This window comes from Arsenophonus endosymbiont of Crataerina pallida, assembly GCF_964020125.1.
GTDB lineage: Bacteria > Pseudomonadota > Gammaproteobacteria > Enterobacterales > Enterobacteriaceae > Arsenophonus > Arsenophonus nilaparvatae.
Map to the genome: position 1 here is coordinate 3,080,180 of NZ_OZ026540.1, position 23,252 is coordinate 3,103,431.

Sequence of the window (23,252 nt, forward strand, 5' to 3'; positions counted from 1 at the left end):
TAGCTGAGTATTAAAAATTAAGTGCTTGCTTTAAATCGTTAAGTAGATCGTCAATATCTTCTATCCCTACGGATAGACGTAATGTTGTATCGTAAATGCCCATTTTTACTCTTTCATCTTCAGTCATAGCGGCATGGGACATGGTTGCTGAATGATTTACCATGCTTTCAACACCACCTAATGACTCGGCCAGAACAAAATATTGCAATTTGCTGATAATATTTTTTACGTTATCTCGATTGCCATTAATGTTAATGGTAACAACAGCGCCACCAGTTTTCATTTGTGTCTGACAAATATGATACTGGGGATTATCTGATAGCCCTGGATAGTATACTTTTGTGATATTACGATGATTATTTAAAAACTTGGCAATTGTCAGTGCATTAGCGCATTGTCTTGTCATGCGAAGATCTAAAGTTTTTAATCCCCTTAATGCAAGATAAGCATCAAAAGGTGAAGCAATAGCACCGATGGTTGTTTTAATAACATCAATTTTATCGGCTATTGTAGATTGATTAGTGATAACGGCGCCACCGATTAAGTCTGAGTGTCCGCCTATGTATTTACTGGTAGACAACATGACAATATCAGCGCCTAATTCAAGGGGTTTTTGATTCCAGGCAGTAGCAAAAGTATTATCGACACAGGTTATGATGTTATTTTCTTTTGCCAACTGACAAATTTTACTGATATCAACAAGTTCTAATAGCGGATTAGTAGGGCTTTCTATCCAAATCAGACGGGTATTATTGCGTAAATGCTGTTTGACTAGTTGGAGATTATTGAGATCAATATAATCAACTTGATGACCACTTGTTTCTTTGATTAACTTTTCAAATATACGGTAAGTACCGCCATAGACCCCTTGCATGGCAATAATATGAGAGTTTTGTGGTAGTAAATTTAATACTAGTAATGTTGCAGCGACACCCGATGCGGTTGCGGTAGCATAAGTACCCTTTTCAATATCGGCAAGTAACGTTTCGTATGCATAGCGAATTGGATTTTTAATTCTTGAGTAGCTAAATTCACCATTTACATCAATATTTTGTTGAATAAAACTACTTGCTGTGGTGATAGTGGGGAAAAGCGCATTATTAGCTTTATCAAGCTGGTTTCCACCATGAATTAAAATAGTTGAAAATTTTGCCATTATAATCCTTATATTTTTTTCTAATCAGTGTTAATTCATTATATGACAATAAGTATAGTTGTATAAATGGATAGAATTACAATAGATTCGTGTTAACCGAAGGGTCTATTTGATATATTTGTACTATTATATTTATCCTACACCAATATGCTAAGGAGTAATAGCGTATTTTATAAAATAACAAATATTTTATTTATTTCTCGTTAATATAATATATATTTTGTTTTTATAATATTAAATTACTAAAAATGTGGTATTTATAATAGCAGATTGGTAAATAAGAAATATTACAATTTAAAAGAAAATATAGACTTCATAATATTCTTATGAATTATTTTTAAAAATAATCTATTCTTTTATTTTCATTACGTCTTGATATTAATGTTTTTATATAAAAATCAACTAAGCATTTCCAAACAAAAATAAAATATTGTTATATTTTTGTTTACATAATCATAATGTAAGTTAAATTTTATTGTATAAAATTTTTATTCACAATATAAAATAAATTTCCATTTATCATGTAAGATGGAAGAGTCATATTTTGATTTTATTTTAGTGTTAAAATCTATCAATGATAGCTTATAAAGATAATTACTATCATTAATTAGTGCTTATAGAAAATTAAAAAATAGCTTAAAAATAAAATTATCACTTACAATAAGAGGAAAGTGGCTATTTAGTAGCTAGTTGAAGCGGTAAAGAATAGCTAACTTTTATAGAGTGAACGAAATATTAGTTATTAAAATTTAAGTTTATTTTTATACAGCAAAAAAATGAATAATAAGAAAAATTGGAGTATTAAAAGATGATGAATTAATTAGTTGTAAACAAAAGCCTGCAGTACATATCATATATATTTATTGGTATAATTTTGTATTGAAAGGGGAAAAAGTATCTTATATCTACTTTTGTTTAAAAAACAAACATAAATAGATTGGGATATCATTAAAAATATTTAATAAACTATTTTATTAGTCAATAAATTAATGTTGAGTGTAAGTAATAATAAATTTATAACAGTAGATTTTATTTGATAAAATATTTAGAAATAACAAAATAAATTTATTATCAAATAAAATATCAAAAAAGAATGTTTTATTGTGAAAGTTTAAAAAATATTTATTATTAGATAATAAAATGTTTCATTTTAGACAATTTTAAGCATTAAATGTTATTGTTAAATTAAAAACACATTGTCTATGTTTATTTTTTGATAGTTTTAGGCTATCAATAATGCGTAAACGGATCGATAAAAACAAATTGCATAATTGAGGTAATATGACTTTAATCTTTTCTTGTAATAGATAACTATTATAATATATTATTATACTTCCTATATATTTTATTATTTAAAAATCATACTGATGCTTGTTTTCATTAGCGGAGTTAAGTAATGGAATTAAAAAATTTAAATTTATTCATATTAGTGGTAAGAGTTGTTTAACCTTCAATCATTTTATTTAATGTAAATAATAAAAAATTTGTAGAATAACGGATAGTGTAGAGCAATTTTATTATGGATACCCTTTTCAAGGATGGCTATTAATTAGACTATTAAATAAAGTTGTAGAAGAGGATGCTTATTATGAAACATCAAGATTTAGTTTTTCAATTTTTAGATTATCGATTGCATTGCAATGAAATGCTGATGAAAAATGGAGAAATTATTGCAGTACCACCTAAAGAATTAAGGGCATTAAGTTGTCTAGTGGCTAATAGTAAAAAGATTATAAAGAAAGATGATATCGTTGCTTATGTTTGGCAAGGTGGCGAAGTAAAAGATGAATCAGTTGTTCGTTGCATATATTCATTGAGAAAATTGTTTAAACAGGAAAATTTGATTATAACCATTTATGGTAGAGGATATTGTTTTAATAGTGATGTAAAACTTATTGATTTAAATGCAAAGAATGATTATTTATACGAAATTCCTAACCATGATAAGCGGCAAAGTGGGCTTTATATGCAAAGTATTGGCAGAATATTACCTGTATTCAAAGAGGGTATTTGTTCTTCAAATACAATAAAGGATAGTTTTCAGCGTTTAACATTGAACATTAAATGTAAATAGTCATGATTTCGTCATAATTTGGTTGTGATCTTTGGGTTATTTTAAGGTTTAATGGGAACGTGTTTTTTGCTAGAAGCTGGTTTCATGTTAAGGAGCAAGTTTTGCGGCAGAGTGAATCTATGTGGATAAAATATGACGAAATTTTATTAGAAAATCCAGTTCTTTATTATGTTACGGCAGTAAGTAAAACAGAACTTCGTATTAGTTCAAAAGGAAATCAAGAAATTTGCTGTTTCGATATTGGAGAGAGTGGGATCATGATGATTTTACCTTCTAAAATAGATGTTCTATCGGGTGAAATCAGGTTAAAAAAAGAAAATATCTTACATTTAGCTAAAATGCAGGCTTTTATTGATAAAGCAAATAATCAAATCCATAATTTTAAGAATAATTACCTTTCTGCTTTTATTAATTTTAATTTTGATACTTATAAAAAACAAAAAAATCTTGAATATTGGTTTTTGAGTCAACAAATTAATAAAGAAAAAAAAGCAGAAAGGTTTTCTTCTTTATTACGCCAAAATGAAGAATATCGTATTGTCAGTTTTCTGCTTGAAGAATCGATGTTAGAAGGAAACCAAAAATTACAGAAAATGAGTGTAAAATATGGATTATCTGTTTCTTACTTTAGAAAATTAGCAGGAAATGCATTAGGTAATTCTCCTAAAACTGAGTTAAAAAAATGGCGATTAGTTAATGCGTTATTAGATTTAAACGATAAAAATCATAATATTACACAAATAGCTTTTAAATATGGTTATTCCAATTTGTCTCATTTTTCTGATGAAGTGAAGAGTTTTTTGGGGATAAGTCCGAGCCGGTTAAAAAGATACTATCAAAGGAAAGGATCTAGTGTCACCGATGAAGAAATTACTGATTAAGAAAAGATAGCAGTATATTAATTTTTTTAGTGGTTTTAAATTTTATATTATTGTCCAGTTCTAAAGCTGTATCAGAGCAAAATATCGAATCAGGTTATATTGCTAAAAATGAAACTATACGTGGTGTTTTTGATGCCTTATCTTCGGTTATTAATAAACCAATCGTAGTTAGTCAGCTTGCTGTAAAAAAGAAAATAACTGGCGATACTTTTTTAGCAATATTTTCTGCACTCAAACCTAAAGGATTAGTAATCTCTTTAGGTTGAATAAGAAATACTCTCACCAAACTATCCTTTTTTTCAGTAGTATAGCGAAATATATTACCTAAATAAGGAATATCTCCCAGTAATGGTATTTTTTCTGGTTCTGTCGCATTAATGTTGAAAGTTTAATTTGTGGTAGTTAGAAGAATTGTTAGGCGACTAAGGTGTAAAAAGCATCGACTGGACAGAGAATTAGGCCATTGATCGGGATTTGTTGTTTATGGCGCATATGCAATATTTCTATTCCTTCCAGTAAAACTTTTGCCGTTCGGTACGTCTTAAAACCAAGCATAGCTCGATAGCGTTTTTTAATGAAACGGTGATCTTGCTCTACCATGTTATTTTTATAACGGCACTGTCTTATTTTTATCCCCAGTTCACACTGATTAAGTGACATCAATGCCGCCAGATTAGCACCACTTTTATCAATATTCACCCCCATAGGGTAGGTATTTTGATGGATAGCTTTCCTCAAAAAGCGTAATGCAGATTTTTTATTTCGCTTTTGACTGAGAACAAAATCTATCGTTTCATCGCTAGCCTCAACGGCACGATAAAGATAATGCCATTTCCCTTTTATCCTGATATAGGTTTCATCCAGATACCAGGTGCCGCCATAGATTTTTCGTTTCTTTCTGGCAACCCTGGCGAGTTTTGGCGTTAGTCGTAAAACCCAGCGATGAATGGTGGAGTGATCAACAAAAATACCTCTTTCCTGCATCATCTCCTCAAGGTTGCGCAAGCTTAAGGAATACGCCAGATACCAACGTAGACACACTAAAATGACATCGACGGGATAATGGAGACGTTTAAAGCTTTGTTTAACAATACACATGGAAGCTACTCATATCTGAAAACAATATTCAAATATTCATTTTATCAGGCTGACATTTTTAATGCGACAGAACCCTTTTTTTTCTATATCAATAATCCATACCGATAGTTCTATATTTGATCTTAAATATCCACTGTATACTTTAAAAGACATTACTCAGCAACTTAATTTGATGTGGTACGATAATAGTCAAGTAATATATATTTGTGATGCAATTGAAATGCGTGATACTGTTATTACTTTACACAATACGACAGTTTCTGAGATAAAAAATTTTTTAAAAGATTCAGGTCTGTATGATGAACGTTACCCATTGCGCTCAGGTAGTAACAATCGTTTATTTTATATATCTGGGCCGCCACTCTATATTGAGATGATAATAAATACTGCTCAGTTTTTAGATGAAGTGACTACAAGCTTTGATGGCTAAGAAAAAATAGCAATTGTGCCATTATATAATACATTTGTAGAGGATCGTCATTATCAATATAGGCTTAATGATATTATTATTCCAGGAATGGCATCAATAATAAATAAATTGATGGATGCTTCAAGTAATAATATTGCAAAATTAAAAACGCATACGCTAAAAAAAAATCAAGATGATTTAGCTAATCAGAATAATAATTCATCACTAACAGAAGATTTATCGTTAAATAAAGGTGCGGTTTCTATTATATCTAATCCTGGTAATAATAGCTTATTAATAAAAGGTAATAAAAACAAGTAAATTATTTACGAAAGATTGTAGAACAGTTAGATATCACTAAAAGGCATATAGAACTATCGGTATGGATTATTGATATAGAAAAAAAAGGGTTCTGTCGCATTAAAAATGTCAGCCTGATAAAATGAATATTTGAATATTGTTTTCAGATATGAGTAGCTTCCATGTGTATTGTTAAACAAAGCTTTAAACGTCTCCATTATCCCGTCGATGTCATTTTAGTGTGTCTACGTTGGTATCTGGCGTATTCCTTAAGCTTGCGCAACCTTGAGGAGATGATGCAGGAAAGAGGTATTTTTGTTGATCACTCCACCATTCATCGCTGGGTTTTACGACTAACGCCAAAACTCGCCAGGGTTGCCAGAAAGAAACGAAAAATCTATGGCGGCACCTGGTATCTGGATGAAACCTATATCAGGATAAAAGGGAAATGGCATTATCTTTATCGTGCCGTTGAGGCTAGCGATGAAACGATAGATTTTGTTCTCAGTCAAAAGCGAAATAAAAAATCTGCATTACGCTTTTTGAGGAAAGCTATCCATCAAAATACCTACCCTATGGGGGTGAATATTGATAAAAGTGGTGCTAATCTGGCGGCATTGATGTCACTTAATCAGTGTGAACTGGGGATAAAAATAAGACAGTGCCGTTATAAAAATAACATGGTAGAGCAAGATCACCGTTTCATTAAAAAACGCTATCGAGCTATGCTTGGTTTTAAGACGTACCGAACGGCAAAAGTTTTACTGGAAGGAATAGAAATATTGCATATGCGCCATAAACAACAAATCCCGATCAATGGCCTAATTCTCTGTCCAGTCGATGCTTTTTACACCTTAGTCGCCTAACAATTCTTCTAACTACCACAAATTAAACTTTCAACATTAATGCGACAGAACCTTTTTTGGTAATCGATTACTACAGCATGTAATCGTCATTTAATTTTTTAGACTATTTTATGATTAACTAATGAACAACATAGGAATTTTACCTTGGAGCAGGTCTCAACAAGTACTTTAATCATCATACTTATTGTCATGGTTATCTTATCAGCCTATTTTTCTGCCTCAGAAACAGGAATGATGACCCTTAATCGATATCGATTACGCCATATTTAGCCAAACATGGCCATCAAGCTGCTCGTCGCGTTGAATAACTATTAAAACAACCAGATCGCCTAATCAGTCTTATTTTGATTGGTAATAATCTGATTAATATATTGGCCTCATCGTTAGCAACTATTGTTGGTATGAGGCTTTATGGTGATGTTGGTGTTGCCATCGCTACTGGTATCTTAACTTTTGTGATCCTAGTTTTTGCTGAAGTGCTACCAAAGACAATGGCGGCACTCTATCCAGAAAAAGTGGCTTTTCCTAGCAGTCTTCTGCTTAAACCGCTACAGAAATTGATGTTACCCATTGTTTGGTTATTTAACACCATCACCCTTATGTTCATGCGTTTCTTTGGTATTAAATCACCCATTATTAGTAGCGATGCGATTAGCAAAGATGAATTGCGTACGATTGTTAATGAATCCAAAAGTAAACTTTCTCGTCGTAATCAGGATATGTTGATCTCAATCTTAGATTTAGAAAAAGTCACTGTAGGCGACATTATGGTTCCTCGCAATGAAATCGTTGGGATTGACGTTAATACTGAATGGAAATCGATTATCCGCCAACTAACTCATTCACCACACGGTCGAATTGTTCTTTACCGAGATACCCTTGATGATATTATCGGCATGCTACGTGTTCGTGAAGCCTATCGACTAATGGTCGAAAAGAAAGAATTTAACAAGCAAAATCTAATCAGAGCTGCGGATAAAATTTATTTTATTCCAGAGAGTACGCCATTAAATACACAGCTAATAAAATTTCAACGTAATAATGAAAAAGTAGGTATTATTGTTGATGAATATGGTGATATTCAAGGGCTGGTAACAGTAGAAGATATTCTTGAAGAGATTGTTGGAGATTTTACTACCTCAATGTCTCCCAGTTTAGCCGAGGAAGCTTTACCACAAACCGATGGTTCTGTATTAATTGATGGTACTGCTAATATACGAGAAATCAATAAAGCTTTTGATTGGCACTTACCGGTTGACGGCGCCAGGACTATCAATGGTCTGTTATTAGAAGAGCTAGGTGACATTCCAATGCTAAATACTGAAATCTTAATAGGTAAGTACCGTTTTATAGTATTAGCTATCAATGGCAACGTGATTAAACAAGTTAGAGCAATGCCGATTGACCTGCCCCTTTACGATAGAACAAAAACCATCCTAGCTATCATTTTAGCCGCTTTTTATAGGCTATTTTATGATGATAATTGCGTTAACTTTTCTTTCGATAACATTAGTTCGTTATTTTTATTAACCACAATGCCACTTTCAATCACATTGCGAGCAATTTGCTGAGCTTCAACTAAAGAGTGCATTTCATAAGTACCACACTGATATTTATTTAACTCAGGTATTTGATTCTGAGCCGTCACTTTAAGTACATCTTGCATAGCCATTTTCCAGGCATCAGCAACAGATTGTTCATTAGGCTGGCCGATTAGACTCATATAAAATCCTGTACGACAGCCCATCGGTGAAATATCAATAATCTCTACATCGCTACTATTGAGGTGATCACGCATAAAACAGGCAAATAAATGTTCTAATGTATGGATGCCTTTCTCCGTTAATAGCTGTTTGTTTGGCACACAAAAACGAAGATCAAATACCGTGATCGCATCACCATGAGGAGTCTTCATCGTTTTAGCAATACGCACAGCAGGTGCTTTCATCTGGGTATGATCAACCATAAAGCTATCAAGTAATGGCATTACTGTGATCTCCAAAAAATTAATTTTTTACAAAATAAATGGAACTTCCTTTCATATCGCAAGTCTTACTTAAGCAAGGCGAGACGCGAAAATTGTTATCATCCTATTCTCTAAGAGATTTTATTTTGGCCACTTCAAAGTGGCCATTTCTTTATTCTTACCCGATATGGGCCTTTAAGTAACGCTCAAAACTTATTTTATCCGCTTGTTCAATTGCAAACTGTTTGCTAATCGAGGTGTGACGAACATTAGTAAACTCAGTTTCAGTAATCACTTCATAAGGTTCATTGCTTAATTGTTGATGATAGGTCTTAGCCAATTGCAAACCATATTGACTAATACTTTGTTCAATCATCGGGGATAATATTTGGCCAGAATAAGTAAGATCTGGATTTTCAAACATTGCTATCAATTGAGAACAAATTTCACGATATCGTGTATTGCCACTAACATCTAACACATCAGCAACTCTAATTAAATCATCAAATAATATCTGCCCTACCTCTTTTAAAGGTCTCATTGATTCACCACAACCCACACCGATTATTTGTCCAGGTTTACGACCTTCAAGGATCACTCGATTCCAATTCGTGCGACAACAATTTAATTCTCTTTCATCCATCACGGGCGCATCCGCTAATACACACCAGATTAAAAAGAGATCAAGAAAATGGATCTGCGCTTCATCAATACCAATGGCAGTAAATGGGTTAATATCCAAAGCTCTAACTTCAATATATTCGATTCCTCTGTTTAACAGTGCATCGGATGGCGACTCATCACCAATAAGCACTCGTTTGGGTCGAATCGGCGCATATAACTCATTTTCAATTTGTAAAATATTGGTATTCAGCTGCAAATGTTTACCATCTTTATTGTATATACCTAATTTTGTAAACTCGGGAGAAGGCTGTTTTATTGCTTGCTTAAGACCAGTAACATAAGTCGTTAGATCATTAAAGGTGATTTTCAGATCACTTTGGGATTTGTTGGTATATCCCAAATCACTCATTCGTAGCGATGTGGCATAAGGGAGATAATAGGTTCCTTTAGCTGTCTTCTCAAAAGGAAGATGCCTGGCATTTCCATGCAAAAAAGAACCACAAATTGCAGGCGAGGCGCCAAATAAATAGGGGATAACCCAACCAAAGCGATAATAATTACGAATGAGTCGAAAATAACCAGCAGAAATTTCATCCTTACCACTTTTGGCATCCTTAACACCAACCAACGCTTGCCAAAATTCAATCGGTAAAGAAAAATTATAATGGATCCCTGCAATTGTTTGCATTAACGCCCCATAACGATTCTTTAATCCTTCCCGATATAAAGTTTTAAAACGACCAATATTAGAAACACCATATTGAGCCAGTTTAATGTTATCTTGGCTCTCTATAAAACAAGGCATACTTAATGGCCACATCAATTCATGATCAAGATGACGTGCTGTATAACGATGTAAATCTCTTAAAAATGCTAGAACGTGCCCAATATTATTATCAACTGGGGTGATGAATTCCAACAAAGCTTCAGCAAAGTCAGTCGTGATCCATGGATGAGTTAACGCTTTCCCTAAACTATCAGGGTGAGGAGACTTAGCCAGTCCGCCTGTTGGTGTAATTCTCAGTGTTTCACGTTCAATACCTCGACGAAGACCATGTAAAATATTAGGACGTGTCTCTAACCATGATAGCGCTTTTGATACATTCGGGATCAAATTGACCTCCCGTTATCCGTTCGTTATTTTTACTTTTAGAAAAGTTACTTTAGAGTAAATAATTAAAATTGTCGCCGTCTAGATTATCTAGAGCAAATCACTAAAGTAATCGTATATTTTATTAACAAACACATTTTAATTATAAAACAAAAAACCCTGCCGTTAATTGACAGGGTTTTATGATATGGCGCATCCAGAAGGATTCGAACCTCCGACCGCTCGGTTCGTAGCCGAGTACTCTATCCAGCTGAGCTATGGATGCACTATCAAAATGGCGGTGAGGGAGGGATTCGAACCCTCGATGCAGCTATTAACCGCATACTCCCTTAGCAGGGGAGCGCCTTCAGCCTCTCGGCCACCTCACCATCGAATAAGCAACGAGACAATTTCAAACCATCTCTATGTTGCGTGGCGCTCATATTACTTTCCCAGACTTAGAAGTCAAACAATTTTTCCGATCTTTTTACGTTCTTTAGTTCGTTTGCACATTTCACAATCAAGATGAGTAGTTTAACAACGAAATAAAATAATATGGCATTCTATATTCACCAATAAAAAATCGTCAAAACAGGAAGATTAACAGAAAAAAACAGATCAAAAGTAGGTTTTTATCCTTTAATAAAGAAAACTATTCCAGAGTAAAATAGTTAACCTAAATATTTTCTTTTTATAAATTATGTCAGCTAATAATCTATTGATTTATTTGTAAGTATTTTAAAAAATGCGTTGGTATCTAACAATTAAAATCCGGCATTTGATTCATAATGTAAAAAAATACTAAAAAAAAGACATTTTTTACAATCTATCTAATTGGTTTTATAGGATACTAAGCTTGAAAAAATACAGACATAAAATAGATGGCAATAAGAAACAGCGCTCATTCTATAAATATAATTAACATATACCTAAGAATGAACGCTTTACTAAAAATTACTGATTATTGGGCTGGCTTTTTTCAGCTTGGATCCGTTGATAAATTTCTTCACGGTGAACAGAAACCTCTTTGGGTGCATTAACCGCTATACGTACCTGGTTGCCTTTTACACCCAGCACCGTTACTGTTACCTCATCGCCTATCATGAGCGTTTCACCAACTCGACGAGTCAGAATAAGCATTCTTTGCTCCTTGAAAATTAAAAAGAGTCGGGTCTCTAGGTTTCCCCGCTATTATCCATCACACACCGTGAAAACGTAAAGCAATGATATTCACCTAAAGTATTTAACCTAAAGCAATCATCATACTAATATTGTAGCTAAAAATATAATTTTGTACTTAGGTCATTTAAAAACAATCCGTTAAAGGTTGCATAATTAAGTTATGCAACCCTCATGGTTAATTCATGTCAAGCGCGAATTAACCCACTCTTCAACTGATGCTAATGCAGCAGGAAGTGCTGTTGTATTAGAGCCGCCCGCCTGAGCCATGTCAGGGCGACCACCCCCTTTTCCGCCTACTTGCTGCGCAACAAATGAAATTAAATCACCAGCCTTTATTTTAGCAGTCAAATCATTGGTTACACCAACAATTAGACTGACTCTATCATTACTTATAGTAGAAAGCACAATAATTGCTGATTTTAATTGATTTTTTAAGTCATCAACAATGATACGTAGCTGTTTAGACTCAGTGTTATTTAGCTGAGTAACTAATAGGTTAACTCCGTTTATTTTTTTAACTTGTTGACTTAAAGAAACGCTTTCTTGGGCAGCTTGTTGCCCTTTTAATTGATCTAACGACCTTTCTAATAACTTAACTTTATTTAATGTCGTTTTAATTTTTTCCATTAGATTATTAGCATCACCTTTCATTAATTGGCCAATTTCAGCCAATAAATTGGATTGCTGGTGAAGATCATCTATAGCAACTTGTCCGGTTATAGCTTCTATCCGCCGAATTCCTGCTGCCGTACCTGATTCGCTGCTAATACGAAATAATCCTATATCGCCAGTCCGATTGGCATGAGTGCCGCCGCATAACTCAATAGAAAAATCGCCGATACTAAGAACGCGTATCTGTGCATCATATTTTTCACCAAAAAGCGCCATCGCACCTTTTTCTTTTGCCGCCTCTAAATCCATTAATGTCGTTATAATAGGGTCATTTTTACGAATTTGATAATTTACGATATCTTCTATTTGGCGTATTTGCATCGGCGTCATTGCAGCAAAATGAGAAAAATCAAAACGCAAATATTTCTCATTCACTAAAGATCCTTTTTGGCTTACATGATTTCCCAATACATCACGCAAAGCGGCATGCAACAAATGGGTAGCTGAGTGATTGAGACGAATAGCGTTACGACGTTCAATGTCAATTCCTGCGTCGACCGAATTATTTACCGCTATTGAGCCAGTCATTACCTTACCAATATGTCCAATTGCTTGAGCATATTTTTGTGCGTCAGACACAGCAAATTGACAATGGCTATTGCTAAGTATACCGCTATCACCAACCTGACCACCTGACTCAGCATAAAAAGAGGTTTTATCAAGAATAATAATCCCTTCTTCACCTTGGTTTAATACATTGACAGGCTTACCATGATGAAAAATAGCCGTTACTGTAGCTTGTTGGTTGTTATTTTCATAGCCTGAGAAATCACTATGACTATCTACTTTAATGGCATCATTATAATCGGTCGCAAATCCACTCGACTCTCGAGCTCGATCTCTTTGCTGCTCCATCGCAGCGTTAAAACCTAACTCGTCGACTTTAATATCGCGTTCACGGCAAACATCAGCGGTTAAATCAAATGGGAAACCATAAGTATCATAGAACCGAAATGCGATTTCACCAGCTAAAGTGTCGCCTTGTAATTGTGCTAATTCGTCATCCAGTAGTTGCAATCCACGCGCTAAAGTACGAGCAAACTGTTCCTCTTCATTCTTCAATGTTTTTTCAATCGTTGCTTGTTGAGATTTTAGCTCGTCAGCTGCATTACCCATTACCTGAATTAATGGTGCAACTAATTTATAGAAAAATGTCTCTTTCGCTCCTAGCATATATCCATGACGAACCGCTCGACGAATAATACGACGCAATACATATCCACGTCCTTCATTAGCAGGAAATACACCATCACCAATAAGAAAAGCGCTTGATCGAATATGATCAGCGATGACGCGTAATGATTTATTATTCAGATCCGATAAAGCAATCACTTTAGCAATAGCAGCAATTAATTGACGAAATAAATCAATCCCATAATTTGAGTTAACATGTTGTAATACTGCGGCAATACGTTCAAGGCCCATGCCTGTATCAACAGAAGGTGTTGGAAGTGCATTTAAACTGCCATCAGACTGGCGGTTAAATTGCATGAAAACAATATTCCAGATTTCAATATAGCGATCACCATCCTCTTCAGGTGACCCTGGCGGCCCTCCCCAAATATGTTCACCATGATCATAAAAAATTTCTGTACAAGGGCCACAAGGACCAATATCCCCCATTTGCCAGAAATTGTCAGAAGCATAAGGGGCACCCTTATTATCACCTATCCGAATAATACGCTCAGCAGGAATACCAATTTCTTGCTGCCAAATTTTATAAGCTTCCTCATCAGTGTGATAAACGGTGATCCAAAGTCGCTCTTTGGGTAAATTAAACCACTGCTCACTTGTCAGTAGTTCCCAGGCATATTTGATTGCATCCTGTTTAAAATAGTCACCAAAGCTGAAGTTACCTAACATTTCAAAAAAAGTATGATGGCGAGCGGTATAACCAACATTCTGTAAATCATTATGTTTGCCTCCAGCTCGAACACAACGCTGTGCAGTTGTTGCTCGAGAATAAGCTCTTTTATCCAATCCCAAAAATACATCTTTAAATTGGTTCATGCCTGCATTAGTAAACAATAATGTTGGGTCATTATTTGGTACTAACGAACTACTAGGTACAACTTCATGCCCTTTAGTATGAAAAAAGTCGAGAAACGCTTGACGGATCTCAGCGGTGCTTTTACTACTCATAATTATCCTGAAATCAAGCTGGAAAAATAGATCTATGACTTGATGTGATAAACACATTTTTATCATCAATCAAGTTACCGACGGCATTTTTACCTGGCAAACCTGAGAAATCCTTAAATTGTTTTATGACTAAATCGGTGACAAGGATCTACTAACTGACGAGTATTAATACATCGCTCAAATGCTCAGGCTTTATAGGTACATCTTTCCCTAAATATATCGTTTTCTAACTAATACAACAACGACTAGTCTGATTAGTTTAACATAAAACGATTTAACTATTATGCAGGGAAACTAACACTACATTAACACTATTTCATTATATTTATTTTCCTATTATCGGGACAAAGCGGTTAAATTTTGTCTCCATCTACATTTAGAAAGATAATTGCCAATAGATAACTCCAGTGGCTAATTTCACTTAGTTTAAATTACGTATAAGCTATAGTTATCAGCTAAATAGAAGATTAAGGAAAGCAATAGCGTAAGTCTAACACAAATTAATCAAAAACTGCGCCTGAATATATTAAGCCAATAATAACAATTTGCTATATATATAACAAAACAAAGCACTTTTTGTAAAAAATGAACTAATCATATCCATTAATTGTTAATAATATTGTAAATTCCAAGACTATTTTACTAAAGTGTGTTTCAAATCATAATTCAATCTAACTTGTATTAATAACTAATTTATAATAAGCAAAAGGCCATATCCAGATCGAATATAGCCCATAGATTTAATCAATTTTATTTATTAAGTTAAAATTCTTCTGGTAATGAAGTTTCCTCTACCGCTTCTGTCACAAAATCAGAAGCGGCACTACTAAATTCACCAGCGTGATTAAGCAACATAGCCCGTAATTTTTTATCTAATTCAGTGTAAATTTGCGGGCGTTCTTTCAAATAAACTGTCGCATTTGCTTTGCCTTGACCTATTTTCTCGCCATTATAACTGTACCAGGCACCCGCTTTTTCAATCAATTTATACTTCACCCCTAGATCAATAAGCTCACTATAGATATTAATCCCTTCTCCGTACAAGATTTGAAACTCTGCTTGTTTAAAAGGAGCCGCAACCTTATTTTTTACTACTTTAACGCGATTCCGCCGGTGGTTGTTTCAGGATTGCCAAACATAACGCCAATTTTCATTCGGATCTGATTAATAAAAATTAATAGTGTATTAGAATTTTTTAAATTTCCGGCTAACTTACGCATCGCTTGACTCATCATACGAGCAGCTAGCCCCATATGTGAATCACCAATTTCACCTTCAATTTCAGCTTTTGGTGTTAAAGCTGCTACAGAATCGACAATAATAACATCTACTGCCCCAGACCGTGTTAAAGCGTCACAAATCTCTAGTGCTTGTTCACCCGTATCCGGCTGTGAACAAAGTAAATTATCAATATCAACACCAAGTTTTTTGGCATAAATAGGATCTAAAGCGTGTTCTGCGTCAATAAAAGCACAAGTCTTACCTTCACGTTGAGCTGCCGCAATAACCTGTAATGTTAACGTGGTTTTACCGGAAGATTCTGGGCCATAAATTTCAACAATACGACCTAATGGCAAGCCTCCTGCACCTAAGGCGACATCAAGAGATAATGAACCGGTAGAGACAGTTTCTACATCCATAGAACGATCTTCACCTAAGCGCATAATTGATCCTTTACCAAATTGCTTTTCAATTTGACCTAATGCGGCAGCGAGTGCTTTCTGTTTGTTTTCATCAATAGCCATTGTTTAACTCCCCCGAGCAATGAAGTGAAGATAATACTTCACTGCAGATAAGACGATTTGATATCGGTTGTTGATAATTATACTGTATAACCATCCAGTATCAAGTTAATTTTTGATTATTTCTTTCAATAGTGTTGTTAATGAAAATATCACGGCTTGGCGTCGGATCTGAATACAATCGCCTTTAAACAAGCAACAACGAGTTACTATCCTTGCAACAGAAAGAGATTTGCTAGCAAAACCAAACTGTACCAACCGGTTTTTCATCAGTACCACCATCAGGGCCAGCAATACCGCTAACTGAAACCGCAAAATCAGCATTAGCGCTAGCTAACGCTCTTTCTGCCATCTCTATGACAACTTGTTCACTAACAGCACCATATTTATGCAACGTATTTTTACTCACACCTAGCATATCATGCTTAGCTTCATTACTATAAGTAACAAAACCTCGCTGAAAATAGGCAGAACTACCTGAAATATCAGTAATGACTTTAGCAATCCATCCTCCTGTACATGACTCTGCACAAGTTATTGTTTTACCCTGTTCCTTTAGGCTATTAGCAAGATTATTACTTAATTCATAGAGCAGCTGCTCACTATTCATTTTAGCCATTTTCCTTTTTCATACATCTTGCGATATAGATACCAAATCCAGAGGATGCCGATTGCTGCTGCAAAGGTTATACCAAACACTATTCCTATCGTAATAATAGAAATACCTGTTTTGAGCGCTAATGAATAAAAGCCCAAGATAATTAGCATAGTGGTATTTTCACTTAAATTCTGAATAGCGACAGCATTACCTGCACCAATCGTCTGTTTGCCTTTTTCTTGTAGCAAAGCATTAAGCGGAACAATAAATAAACCACCTAAAACACCTAATATAATAAGGATCAAATAAGTAGAAAAAAGATGTTGTTGCATTGATAAAATAATAATTATCACACCAATAAAGATCCCTACCGGCATACAACGACTAACTTTATTGAGTGTAATGATATGTGCCGCAAATCCGGCACCAATGATGATACCTATTGCCACCACCCCATTCAACAATGTAGGTGTAGTATTATCGGTAATATTAAGTGCTATTGGCACCCAGAGCACTAATAAAAAACGCAGTGTTACACCGGCGCCCCAAAAAAGACTGGTACCAATTAAAGAAAATCGCCCGCCATGATCACGCCAAAGTGTTTTAAATAGACCAATAAAATTCAAAATTAGCTGGCGAAAAACCCATTTTTGTTTATTTTTAGCCGGCGCTAATCGAGGAATATATAAATTAATCACCACCGCAATTACATAAAACAGGACACACATAGCTAAAGCAAATAACAGATCGATATCGGCAAAAAAACCACCCGCAACAGAACCAAACAAAATTGCCGCTATTGTCGAAGCTTCGATAAAACCATTTGCTTTAACTAAATTATTGCCAGTGGTGAGCTCAGCTAAGATGCCATATTTTGCTGGCGAGTAAGCTGCAGCACCAATGCCAACTAAACCATAGCAGAGAAAAGGATCCAGTCCTAACAGAATGCCTACCGCTCCGATCAACTTACTAATATTAGCTAATAACATGACCCGACCTTTAGCAAAACAATCTGCTATTTGTCCCACAAAAGGCGCTAATATAATATAAGTAAAAACAAACACCACTTGTAAGATAGGTTGGCTCCAGTCGGGATAAAACGCGGCTTTGAGTTGCGCTAAAATGACAAATAATAGGGCATTATCAGCAAAAGCAGAAAAAAATTGAGATAAAAGTAGCGCTTTTATACCTCTAGTTAATAGCGGCGGCGATACTATTAAATCTTTCATCAAGACTCCTCATCCGCGATTTTTTTTAACGCCACAAAATCCGGTTTTCCACTGCCAAGTACAGGAAATGTTTTTAGGTAGCGAATATCTCTTGGTACCGCTAATTCAGGTAAGCCTTTTTCTTTTGCTGCCGCTAATAATCGACGACGATCTAATGTGTTATCGGTGGTATATAAGATCAGGCTTTCACCTTTATTATTGGTAGTTTTGATAACCACGCCATGCTGAGCGTGGGGTGATAAACTGCCAGCAAGATGCTCGACTGTTTCTAGTGAAACCATTTCACCTGCTAGTTTTGCAAAACGTTTTGCTCTACCACGGATAATACAATAATCATCATTATCAAGTTCAACAATATCACCGGTATCATACCATCCCTCCTCATTCTCTCCTTGGCTGTTTTTGGCATGAGGCGATTCTAAATGATTAGGATCCTCGACTCGTAAATAGCCTTTCATGACATTTGGGCCACGTAACTGTAAACGGCCGGCTTTCTCAATACCTGACACCGGCAGTAGTCTGGTTTCAATACCAGGTAAAATTTGACCAACAGTATCAACTTTAGCCGCCATAGGAACGTTGATTGATACAATGGGGGCGCATTCGGTCACGCCATAGCCTTCAAGTATTCGGATACCGAATTTGTCGAACCAAATTTTTTTTGTGCTTTCAATAAGTTTTTCAGCCCCTGCAACAACATAACGCACGCGCGCAAAATCATAAGGGTGAGCAAAACGGGCATAATGTGCCAGAAAAGTAGGAGTAGCAAAAAGTACTGTGCAATTTTTGTCATAAACCAACTCTGGGATCACCCGATAATGGAGTGGACTAGGATAAAGGAGGACATGACTACCTGAAAAAATAGGAACAAATAAACCTACCGTCAGCCCAAAAGCATGGAAAAGCGGTAATGCGGACATAAATCGATCTTTAGGGGTAAAATCAGCCACTGTTTTAACTTGCTCTACATTAGCCAATAAACTGGTATGGCTATGAACTACCCCTTTAGGCGTTCCCTCCGATCCTGAGGTAAAAAGAATCAATGCCGCATCATCTGGTTTTGCTGGTATAAGCGCCTTTTTTGGCAATAGTAAGTGATATAGGATCCACTTTTTATCTTGCCAAGTCAGGGTATTTTGCAGATCTTCTAAAAAAATCCAATTGACTTCAGTAACCTGTTCAGGCAAATGTGATAACTTACCTTTTTCAATAAACTGACGAGAACTAAAAATTGTTTTAATGGATGCCGCTTTGATGGCATTTTTTAAGCCATTGCTACCAGCAGTATAATTCATCATGGCAGGGATCCGGCCACGTAATATTGCGCCAAAAATAGTAGCCGCCGTCATTGTTGCATTAGGTAAAAGTAAACCGATATGCTCATGTTGTTTGGTATAACGTTCAATAATAAGCCCAGCCGCTAAGGTTTTCTTGAGAAAACTTTGATAGCTGTCTTCTTTAAAACTAATATCTTCGATACAACCCGTGAAACGGCCAAAACGTTTCATCGCAGCAAAATAAGCTTCCATTAATGTTTGCTGGCAACGGCTATGCAATCGAGCCTCTTTCATAATCTTATAAAGTTGTGCTCCCGCCAGCCGACGACGGTCTGCCGCTCGTTTCGCCTCAGGCATGGCAATTTTTGTTGCTGGTAAAATCGTTAATGTTATTTTAGGAAAATATTTAAGCTTAAAAATGCCGTTCAACCGACTGAAATAACTTAATTCAGGTCCATCAATTCTAATCGGAATAACTTTAGCAGCTGTTTTTGCCGCCACAAAAGCAGCACCATCATAAATTTTCATCAGTGAACCATGAACACTAATTCTTCCTTCAGGAAAAATGACGATCGGACGCCCTTTTTCTATTTCTCTAACTAAAGTTCGAATAGCCATTGGGTTGGCAGGATCAAGCGGAACAACATCGGCATAGGGTTTTAATAATTTAATAAAGCGTGGTGTGCCGATAGATGAATAAACAGCAAAAAGCGGGCGAATAGGTAAAAAAAGAGCGAGTAGGATCCCGTCTAAAAAAGAGACATGATTAGGTGTTATTAAACATCGCTCATATTCTTTAAGTTTTATTTCACCAACCACAGTCACGCGAAAAAAAACTGGAATATTGCGCGCAATAATTTTATCAGCATATCTCTTTCCTTACTCCTTAATGTTATTGATCATTTTAGAGTACATCTTTCACCGAAGATGACTAACATGGCAAAATTGAGATCATACAAAGTATTTTTTATCGTTTTGCAAAAAATGGTCTATTTGGTAAACAATTTTTGTCGTCGGTAAGTCGGCATCAATAATGTAATCAGCGGTATCTAAATAGTAACCTTCTCTTTCATTCATTACTTCAGCTATCTCTTCTGCTAAGGGCTTACCTGTTAATGTTGGTCGTTGTGAAATTTCAGGATCAGCAGACAGACGCCTAATCAATACATCAGATGGAGCTTGTAAATAAATAATACAGCCATTTTTTTTCATAAAATCACGATTTTCTTTCAGTAAAATAATCCCTCCTCCCGTTGAGATCACTGAATTTGGCTGTTGTATTGATCGCAACACGCTGGACTCCAAATCACGAAAGCAATCCCAACCATCTCGTTCAACTAACTCGGCAATACTTATTTTAGCATTTTGTTTAACTAACAAATCGGTATCAAAAAAATGACACATCCTAGATTCAGCTAACGTTCTTCCTACTGTTGTCTTCCCTGCACCTCTTGGTCCAATAAGATAAAGCATATCAAGTCGTCCTAATCGATAATTTATTTAATTAGTTAGAATATATATGTCAGCTTACAAGCGAGATTTAAAATTTACAAAAGTAAAAATTCTAAATTTCCACGATTAAAATAAAGCCACACAACAACAGTGTGGCTCAAAAAATCGTGAAGTAATGACTCAAGAACGTGTTAAATTATCTCCATAACCAATCCATTTATAGGTTGTTAATGCATCTAATCCCATCGGACCTCTTGCATGCAGTTTTTGTGTGCTTACCGCAACCTCTGCACCTAAACCAAATTGTCCGCCATCTGTAAATCGCGTACTGGCATTAACATAAACCGCCGCAGAATCAACGCGCTGAACAAAATAATCAGCTTGTTGAATTGATTGGGTCAAAATAGCATCAGAATGGGCCGTTCCATAATCCCGAATGTGATTAATCGCAGCATCGATATCGTTGACGACTGTAACGTTAACATCAAGCGACAACCATTCATCACGGTAATTCTGCTCCAACACTTCAACAACGCTTGCCGGGCTTGACTTTAAATAGGACATTGCATGCCGACTGGCATGTAGCGTCACATTTTGCTCAGCCATTTTCTCAGCCAAAAACGGTAGAAATGTAGCTGCAATACTTTTATGAACTAATAACGTTTCCAATGAATTACATGCACTTGGACGCTGCACTTTAGCATTCACGATCAGTGGTAGTGCTTTGTTAAAATCAATATGCTGATCGACATAAATATGACAGACACCAATACCACCAGTGATCACTGGGATGGTTGATTGTTCACGGCATAGCTTATGTAAACCTGCACCACCACGCGGGATCAACATATCTACATAGCGATCCATTTTCAGCAATTGGGTTACTAATTTTCTGTCTGGATCATCAATAGATTGAACCGCTGCCTGTGGAATATCATTTTGTTGCAACGCTTGCTGAATAACTTTAACGATTGCTTGATTAGTCTGTGAGGTCTCTTTACCACCACGTAAAATTACCGCATTACCGGTTTTCAAACATAACGAGGCAACATCGATCGTTACATTCGGACACGCTTCATAAATAACACCAATCACGCCCAGTGGAACACATCGACGTTGTATATTTAAGCCATTATCTAATAAGCCGCCATCGAGTATACGTCCAACCGGATCAACTAATTGAGATACCTTTCTTACATCATTCGCAATAGCATCTAATCGCTCAACAGTTAGCAATAGTCTGTCTTGCATAGCTGCATTCATATGGCCAGCTTTTGCGGCTTCCATATCCTTAGCATTAGCAGCTAAAATTGCATCACTCTGTTGTTGCAGGCAATCAGCTATATCCATTAAGACATTATTTTTCTGTTTTGTATTTAACCCTGCCAGGTACCATGAAGCTTGTTTAGCCGCTTTGCCTATTTTTTCCAACATCATTTACTCACTATCATATCGTCACGGTGAACAGCACCAGCACCATACTCATAACCCAAAATTCGATTAATTTCTTGCGAATGATATCCTGCGATTAGGCGTAAAGCATCGCTATTATAATGAGTCACCCCATGCGCTAAATCTTTACCTAATAAATTAAGAATACGCACAACGTCGCCGCGCGAAAAATTACCACTAATTTTCTTTATCCCTTTTGGTAATAATGAGCTGCCTTTTTGCTGGATAGCCAGAGCAGCACCCTCATCGACAACAATTTCGGTTCTGTCGCATTAATGTTGAAAGTTTAATTTGTGGTAGTTAGAAGAATTGTTAGGCGACTAAGGTGTAAAAAGCATCGACTGGACAGAGAATTAGGCCATTGATCGGGATTTGTTGTTTATGGCGCATATGCAATATTTCTATTCCTTCCAGTAAAACTTTTGCCGTTCGGTACGTCTTAAAACCAAGCATAGCTCGATAGCGTTTTTTAATGAAACGGTGATCTTGCTCTACCATGTTATTTTTATAACGGCACTGTCTTATTTTCATCCCCAGTTCACACTGATTAAGTGACATCAATGCCGCCAGATTAGCACCACTTTTATCAATATTCATCCCCATAGGGTAGGTATTTTGATGGATAGCTTTCCTCAAAAAGCGTAATGCAGATTTTTTATTTCGCTTTTGACTGAGAACAAAATCTATCGTTTCACCGCTAGCCTCAACGGCACGATAAAGATAATGCCATTTCCCTTTTATCCTGATATAGGTTTCATCCAGATACCAGGTGCCGCCATAGATTTTTCGTTTCTTTCTGGCAACCCTGGCGAGTTTTGGCGTTAGTCGTAAAACCCAGCGATGAATGGTGGAGTGATCAACAAAAATACCTCTTTCCTGCATCATCTCCTCAAGGTTGCGCAAGCTTAAGGAATACGCCAGATACCAACGTAGACACACTAAAATGACATCGACGGGATAATGGAGACGTTTAAAGCTTTGTTTAACAATACACATGGAAGCTACTCATATCTGAAAACAATATTCAAATATTCATTTTATC

General features: G+C 35.7%; 17 protein-coding genes, 2 tRNA genes and 5 pseudogenes. 7 read left to right on the top strand and 17 right to left on the bottom strand.

Features of this window, described 5'->3' with window-relative positions:
- Positions 1-10 precede the first annotated feature (10 nt).
- On the bottom strand, positions 11-1,156 hold the full coding sequence (locus tag AACL31_RS16440) for a PLP-dependent aspartate aminotransferase family protein (RefSeq protein ID WP_310512915.1): 1,146 nt from the start codon (positions 1,154-1,156) through the stop codon (positions 11-13).
- 1,588 nt (positions 1,157-2,744) lie between these two features.
- Between AACL31_RS16440 and AACL31_RS16445 the strand changes: the two genes are divergently transcribed.
- From AACL31_RS16445 to AACL31_RS16455, 3 genes are all read left to right on the top strand, one after another.
- Positions 2,745-3,230 (top strand): winged helix-turn-helix domain-containing protein, encoded by a 486-nt coding sequence (locus AACL31_RS16445; RefSeq protein ID WP_052044885.1) that lies wholly within the window; start codon positions 2,745-2,747, stop codon positions 3,228-3,230.
- 101 nt (positions 3,231-3,331) lie between these two features.
- Positions 3,332-4,111, top strand: a complete 780-nt coding sequence (locus AACL31_RS16450; protein WP_310512916.1) for a helix-turn-helix domain-containing protein — start codon at positions 3,332-3,334, stop codon at positions 4,109-4,111.
- Between the two features lie 50 nt (positions 4,112-4,161).
- Positions 4,162-4,377, top strand: coding sequence for a hypothetical protein (locus AACL31_RS16455; protein ID WP_310513496.1), 216 nt, complete (start codon positions 4,162-4,164; stop codon positions 4,375-4,377).
- Here the strand turns inward: AACL31_RS16455 and AACL31_RS21155 are convergent.
- Both AACL31_RS21155 and AACL31_RS16460 read right to left on the bottom strand, forming a co-directional pair.
- The gene (locus tag AACL31_RS21155; protein ID WP_409013955.1) at positions 4,284-4,490 is read right to left on the bottom strand and encodes a hypothetical protein; all 207 of its coding nucleotides are present in this window, start codon (positions 4,488-4,490) and stop codon (positions 4,284-4,286) included. The two genes, AACL31_RS16455 and AACL31_RS21155, sit on opposite strands and share 94 nt — an antisense overlap.
- A 35-nt stretch (positions 4,491-4,525) precedes the next feature.
- Positions 4,526-5,209 (bottom strand): IS6 family transposase, encoded by a 684-nt coding sequence (locus AACL31_RS16460; protein ID WP_339053422.1) that lies wholly within the window; start codon positions 5,207-5,209, stop codon positions 4,526-4,528.
- Between the two features lie 61 nt (positions 5,210-5,270).
- Between AACL31_RS16460 and AACL31_RS16465 the strand changes: the two genes are divergently transcribed.
- From AACL31_RS16465 to AACL31_RS16480, 4 genes and pseudogenes are all read left to right on the top strand, one after another.
- Complete coding sequence (locus AACL31_RS16465) at positions 5,271-5,639, top strand: hypothetical protein (protein WP_339053423.1); 369 nt, start codon at positions 5,271-5,273, stop codon at positions 5,637-5,639.
- 15 nt (positions 5,640-5,654) lie between these two features.
- Complete coding sequence (locus AACL31_RS16470) at positions 5,655-5,939, top strand: hypothetical protein (RefSeq protein WP_310513668.1); 285 nt, start codon at positions 5,655-5,657, stop codon at positions 5,937-5,939.
- A 161-nt stretch (positions 5,940-6,100) separates the two neighbouring features.
- Positions 6,101-6,784, top strand: coding sequence for an IS6 family transposase (locus AACL31_RS16475; protein WP_339053422.1), 684 nt, complete (start codon positions 6,101-6,103; stop codon positions 6,782-6,784).
- A gap of 144 nt (positions 6,785-6,928) precedes the next feature.
- Positions 6,929-8,187, top strand: a pseudogene (locus AACL31_RS16480) (CNNM domain-containing protein); the annotation flags it as partial.
- Positions 8,188-8,255: 68 nt separating this feature from the next.
- Here the strand turns inward: AACL31_RS16480 and luxS are convergent.
- From luxS to AACL31_RS16550, 14 genes and pseudogenes are all read right to left on the bottom strand, one after another.
- Positions 8,256-8,771, bottom strand: a complete 516-nt coding sequence (gene luxS, locus AACL31_RS16485) for an S-ribosylhomocysteine lyase (protein WP_310512798.1) — start codon at positions 8,769-8,771, stop codon at positions 8,256-8,258.
- A gap of 157 nt (positions 8,772-8,928) precedes the next feature.
- Entirely contained in the window at positions 8,929-10,488 is a 1,560-nt protein-coding gene (gene gshA / locus AACL31_RS16490; RefSeq protein ID WP_310512799.1) for a glutamate--cysteine ligase, read from the bottom strand.
- A gap of 185 nt (positions 10,489-10,673) precedes the next feature.
- Positions 10,674-10,750, bottom strand: a tRNA-Arg gene (locus AACL31_RS16495).
- A gap of 10 nt (positions 10,751-10,760) precedes the next feature.
- Positions 10,761-10,853: transfer RNA gene (locus AACL31_RS16500), tRNA-Ser, on the bottom strand.
- Positions 10,854-11,418: 565 nt separating this feature from the next.
- Complete coding sequence (csrA, locus tag AACL31_RS16505; RefSeq protein ID WP_310512800.1) at positions 11,419-11,604, bottom strand: carbon storage regulator CsrA; 186 nt, start codon at positions 11,602-11,604, stop codon at positions 11,419-11,421.
- 222 nt (positions 11,605-11,826) lie between these two features.
- Positions 11,827-14,460, bottom strand: a complete 2,634-nt coding sequence (gene alaS, locus AACL31_RS16510) for an alanine--tRNA ligase (RefSeq protein ID WP_310512801.1) — start codon at positions 14,458-14,460, stop codon at positions 11,827-11,829.
- Positions 14,461-15,222: 762 nt separating this feature from the next.
- Positions 15,223-16,205, bottom strand: a pseudogene (gene recA, locus AACL31_RS16515) (recombinase RecA).
- Between the two features lie 105 nt (positions 16,206-16,310).
- Positions 16,311-16,812 (bottom strand): annotated as a pseudogene (gene pncC, locus AACL31_RS16520) (nicotinamide-nucleotide amidase).
- Positions 16,809-18,029 carry a lysophospholipid transporter LplT gene (lplT, locus tag AACL31_RS16525; protein ID WP_310512802.1) on the bottom strand — a complete coding sequence of 407 codons (1,221 nt, stop codon included), beginning with the start codon at positions 18,027-18,029 and terminating at the stop codon, positions 16,809-16,811. Before lplT ends, pncC begins: the two are co-directional and overlap by 4 nt.
- A pseudogene (gene aas, locus AACL31_RS16530) lies at positions 18,029-20,175 on the bottom strand (bifunctional acyl-ACP--phospholipid O-acyltransferase/long-chain-fatty-acid--ACP ligase). The gene lplT and the pseudogene aas overlap by 1 nt, the downstream one beginning before the upstream one ends.
- Before the next feature lie 82 nt (positions 20,176-20,257).
- The gene (aroL, locus tag AACL31_RS16535; RefSeq protein ID WP_310512803.1) at positions 20,258-20,779 is read right to left on the bottom strand and encodes a shikimate kinase AroL; all 522 of its coding nucleotides are present in this window, start codon (positions 20,777-20,779) and stop codon (positions 20,258-20,260) included.
- A 159-nt stretch (positions 20,780-20,938) separates the two neighbouring features.
- Positions 20,939-22,192, bottom strand: a complete 1,254-nt coding sequence (gene proA, locus AACL31_RS16540; protein ID WP_339053424.1) for a glutamate-5-semialdehyde dehydrogenase — start codon at positions 22,190-22,192, stop codon at positions 20,939-20,941.
- Positions 22,192-22,467 (bottom strand): annotated as a pseudogene (locus AACL31_RS16545) (PUA domain-containing protein); the annotation flags it as partial. The pseudogene AACL31_RS16545 and the gene proA, both read right to left, overlap by 1 nt.
- 55 nt (positions 22,468-22,522) lie before the next feature.
- Positions 22,523-23,206 carry an IS6 family transposase gene (locus AACL31_RS16550; protein ID WP_339053425.1) on the bottom strand — a complete coding sequence of 228 codons (684 nt, stop codon included), beginning with the start codon at positions 23,204-23,206 and terminating at the stop codon, positions 22,523-22,525.
- Positions 23,207-23,252: the final 46 nt, after the last annotated feature.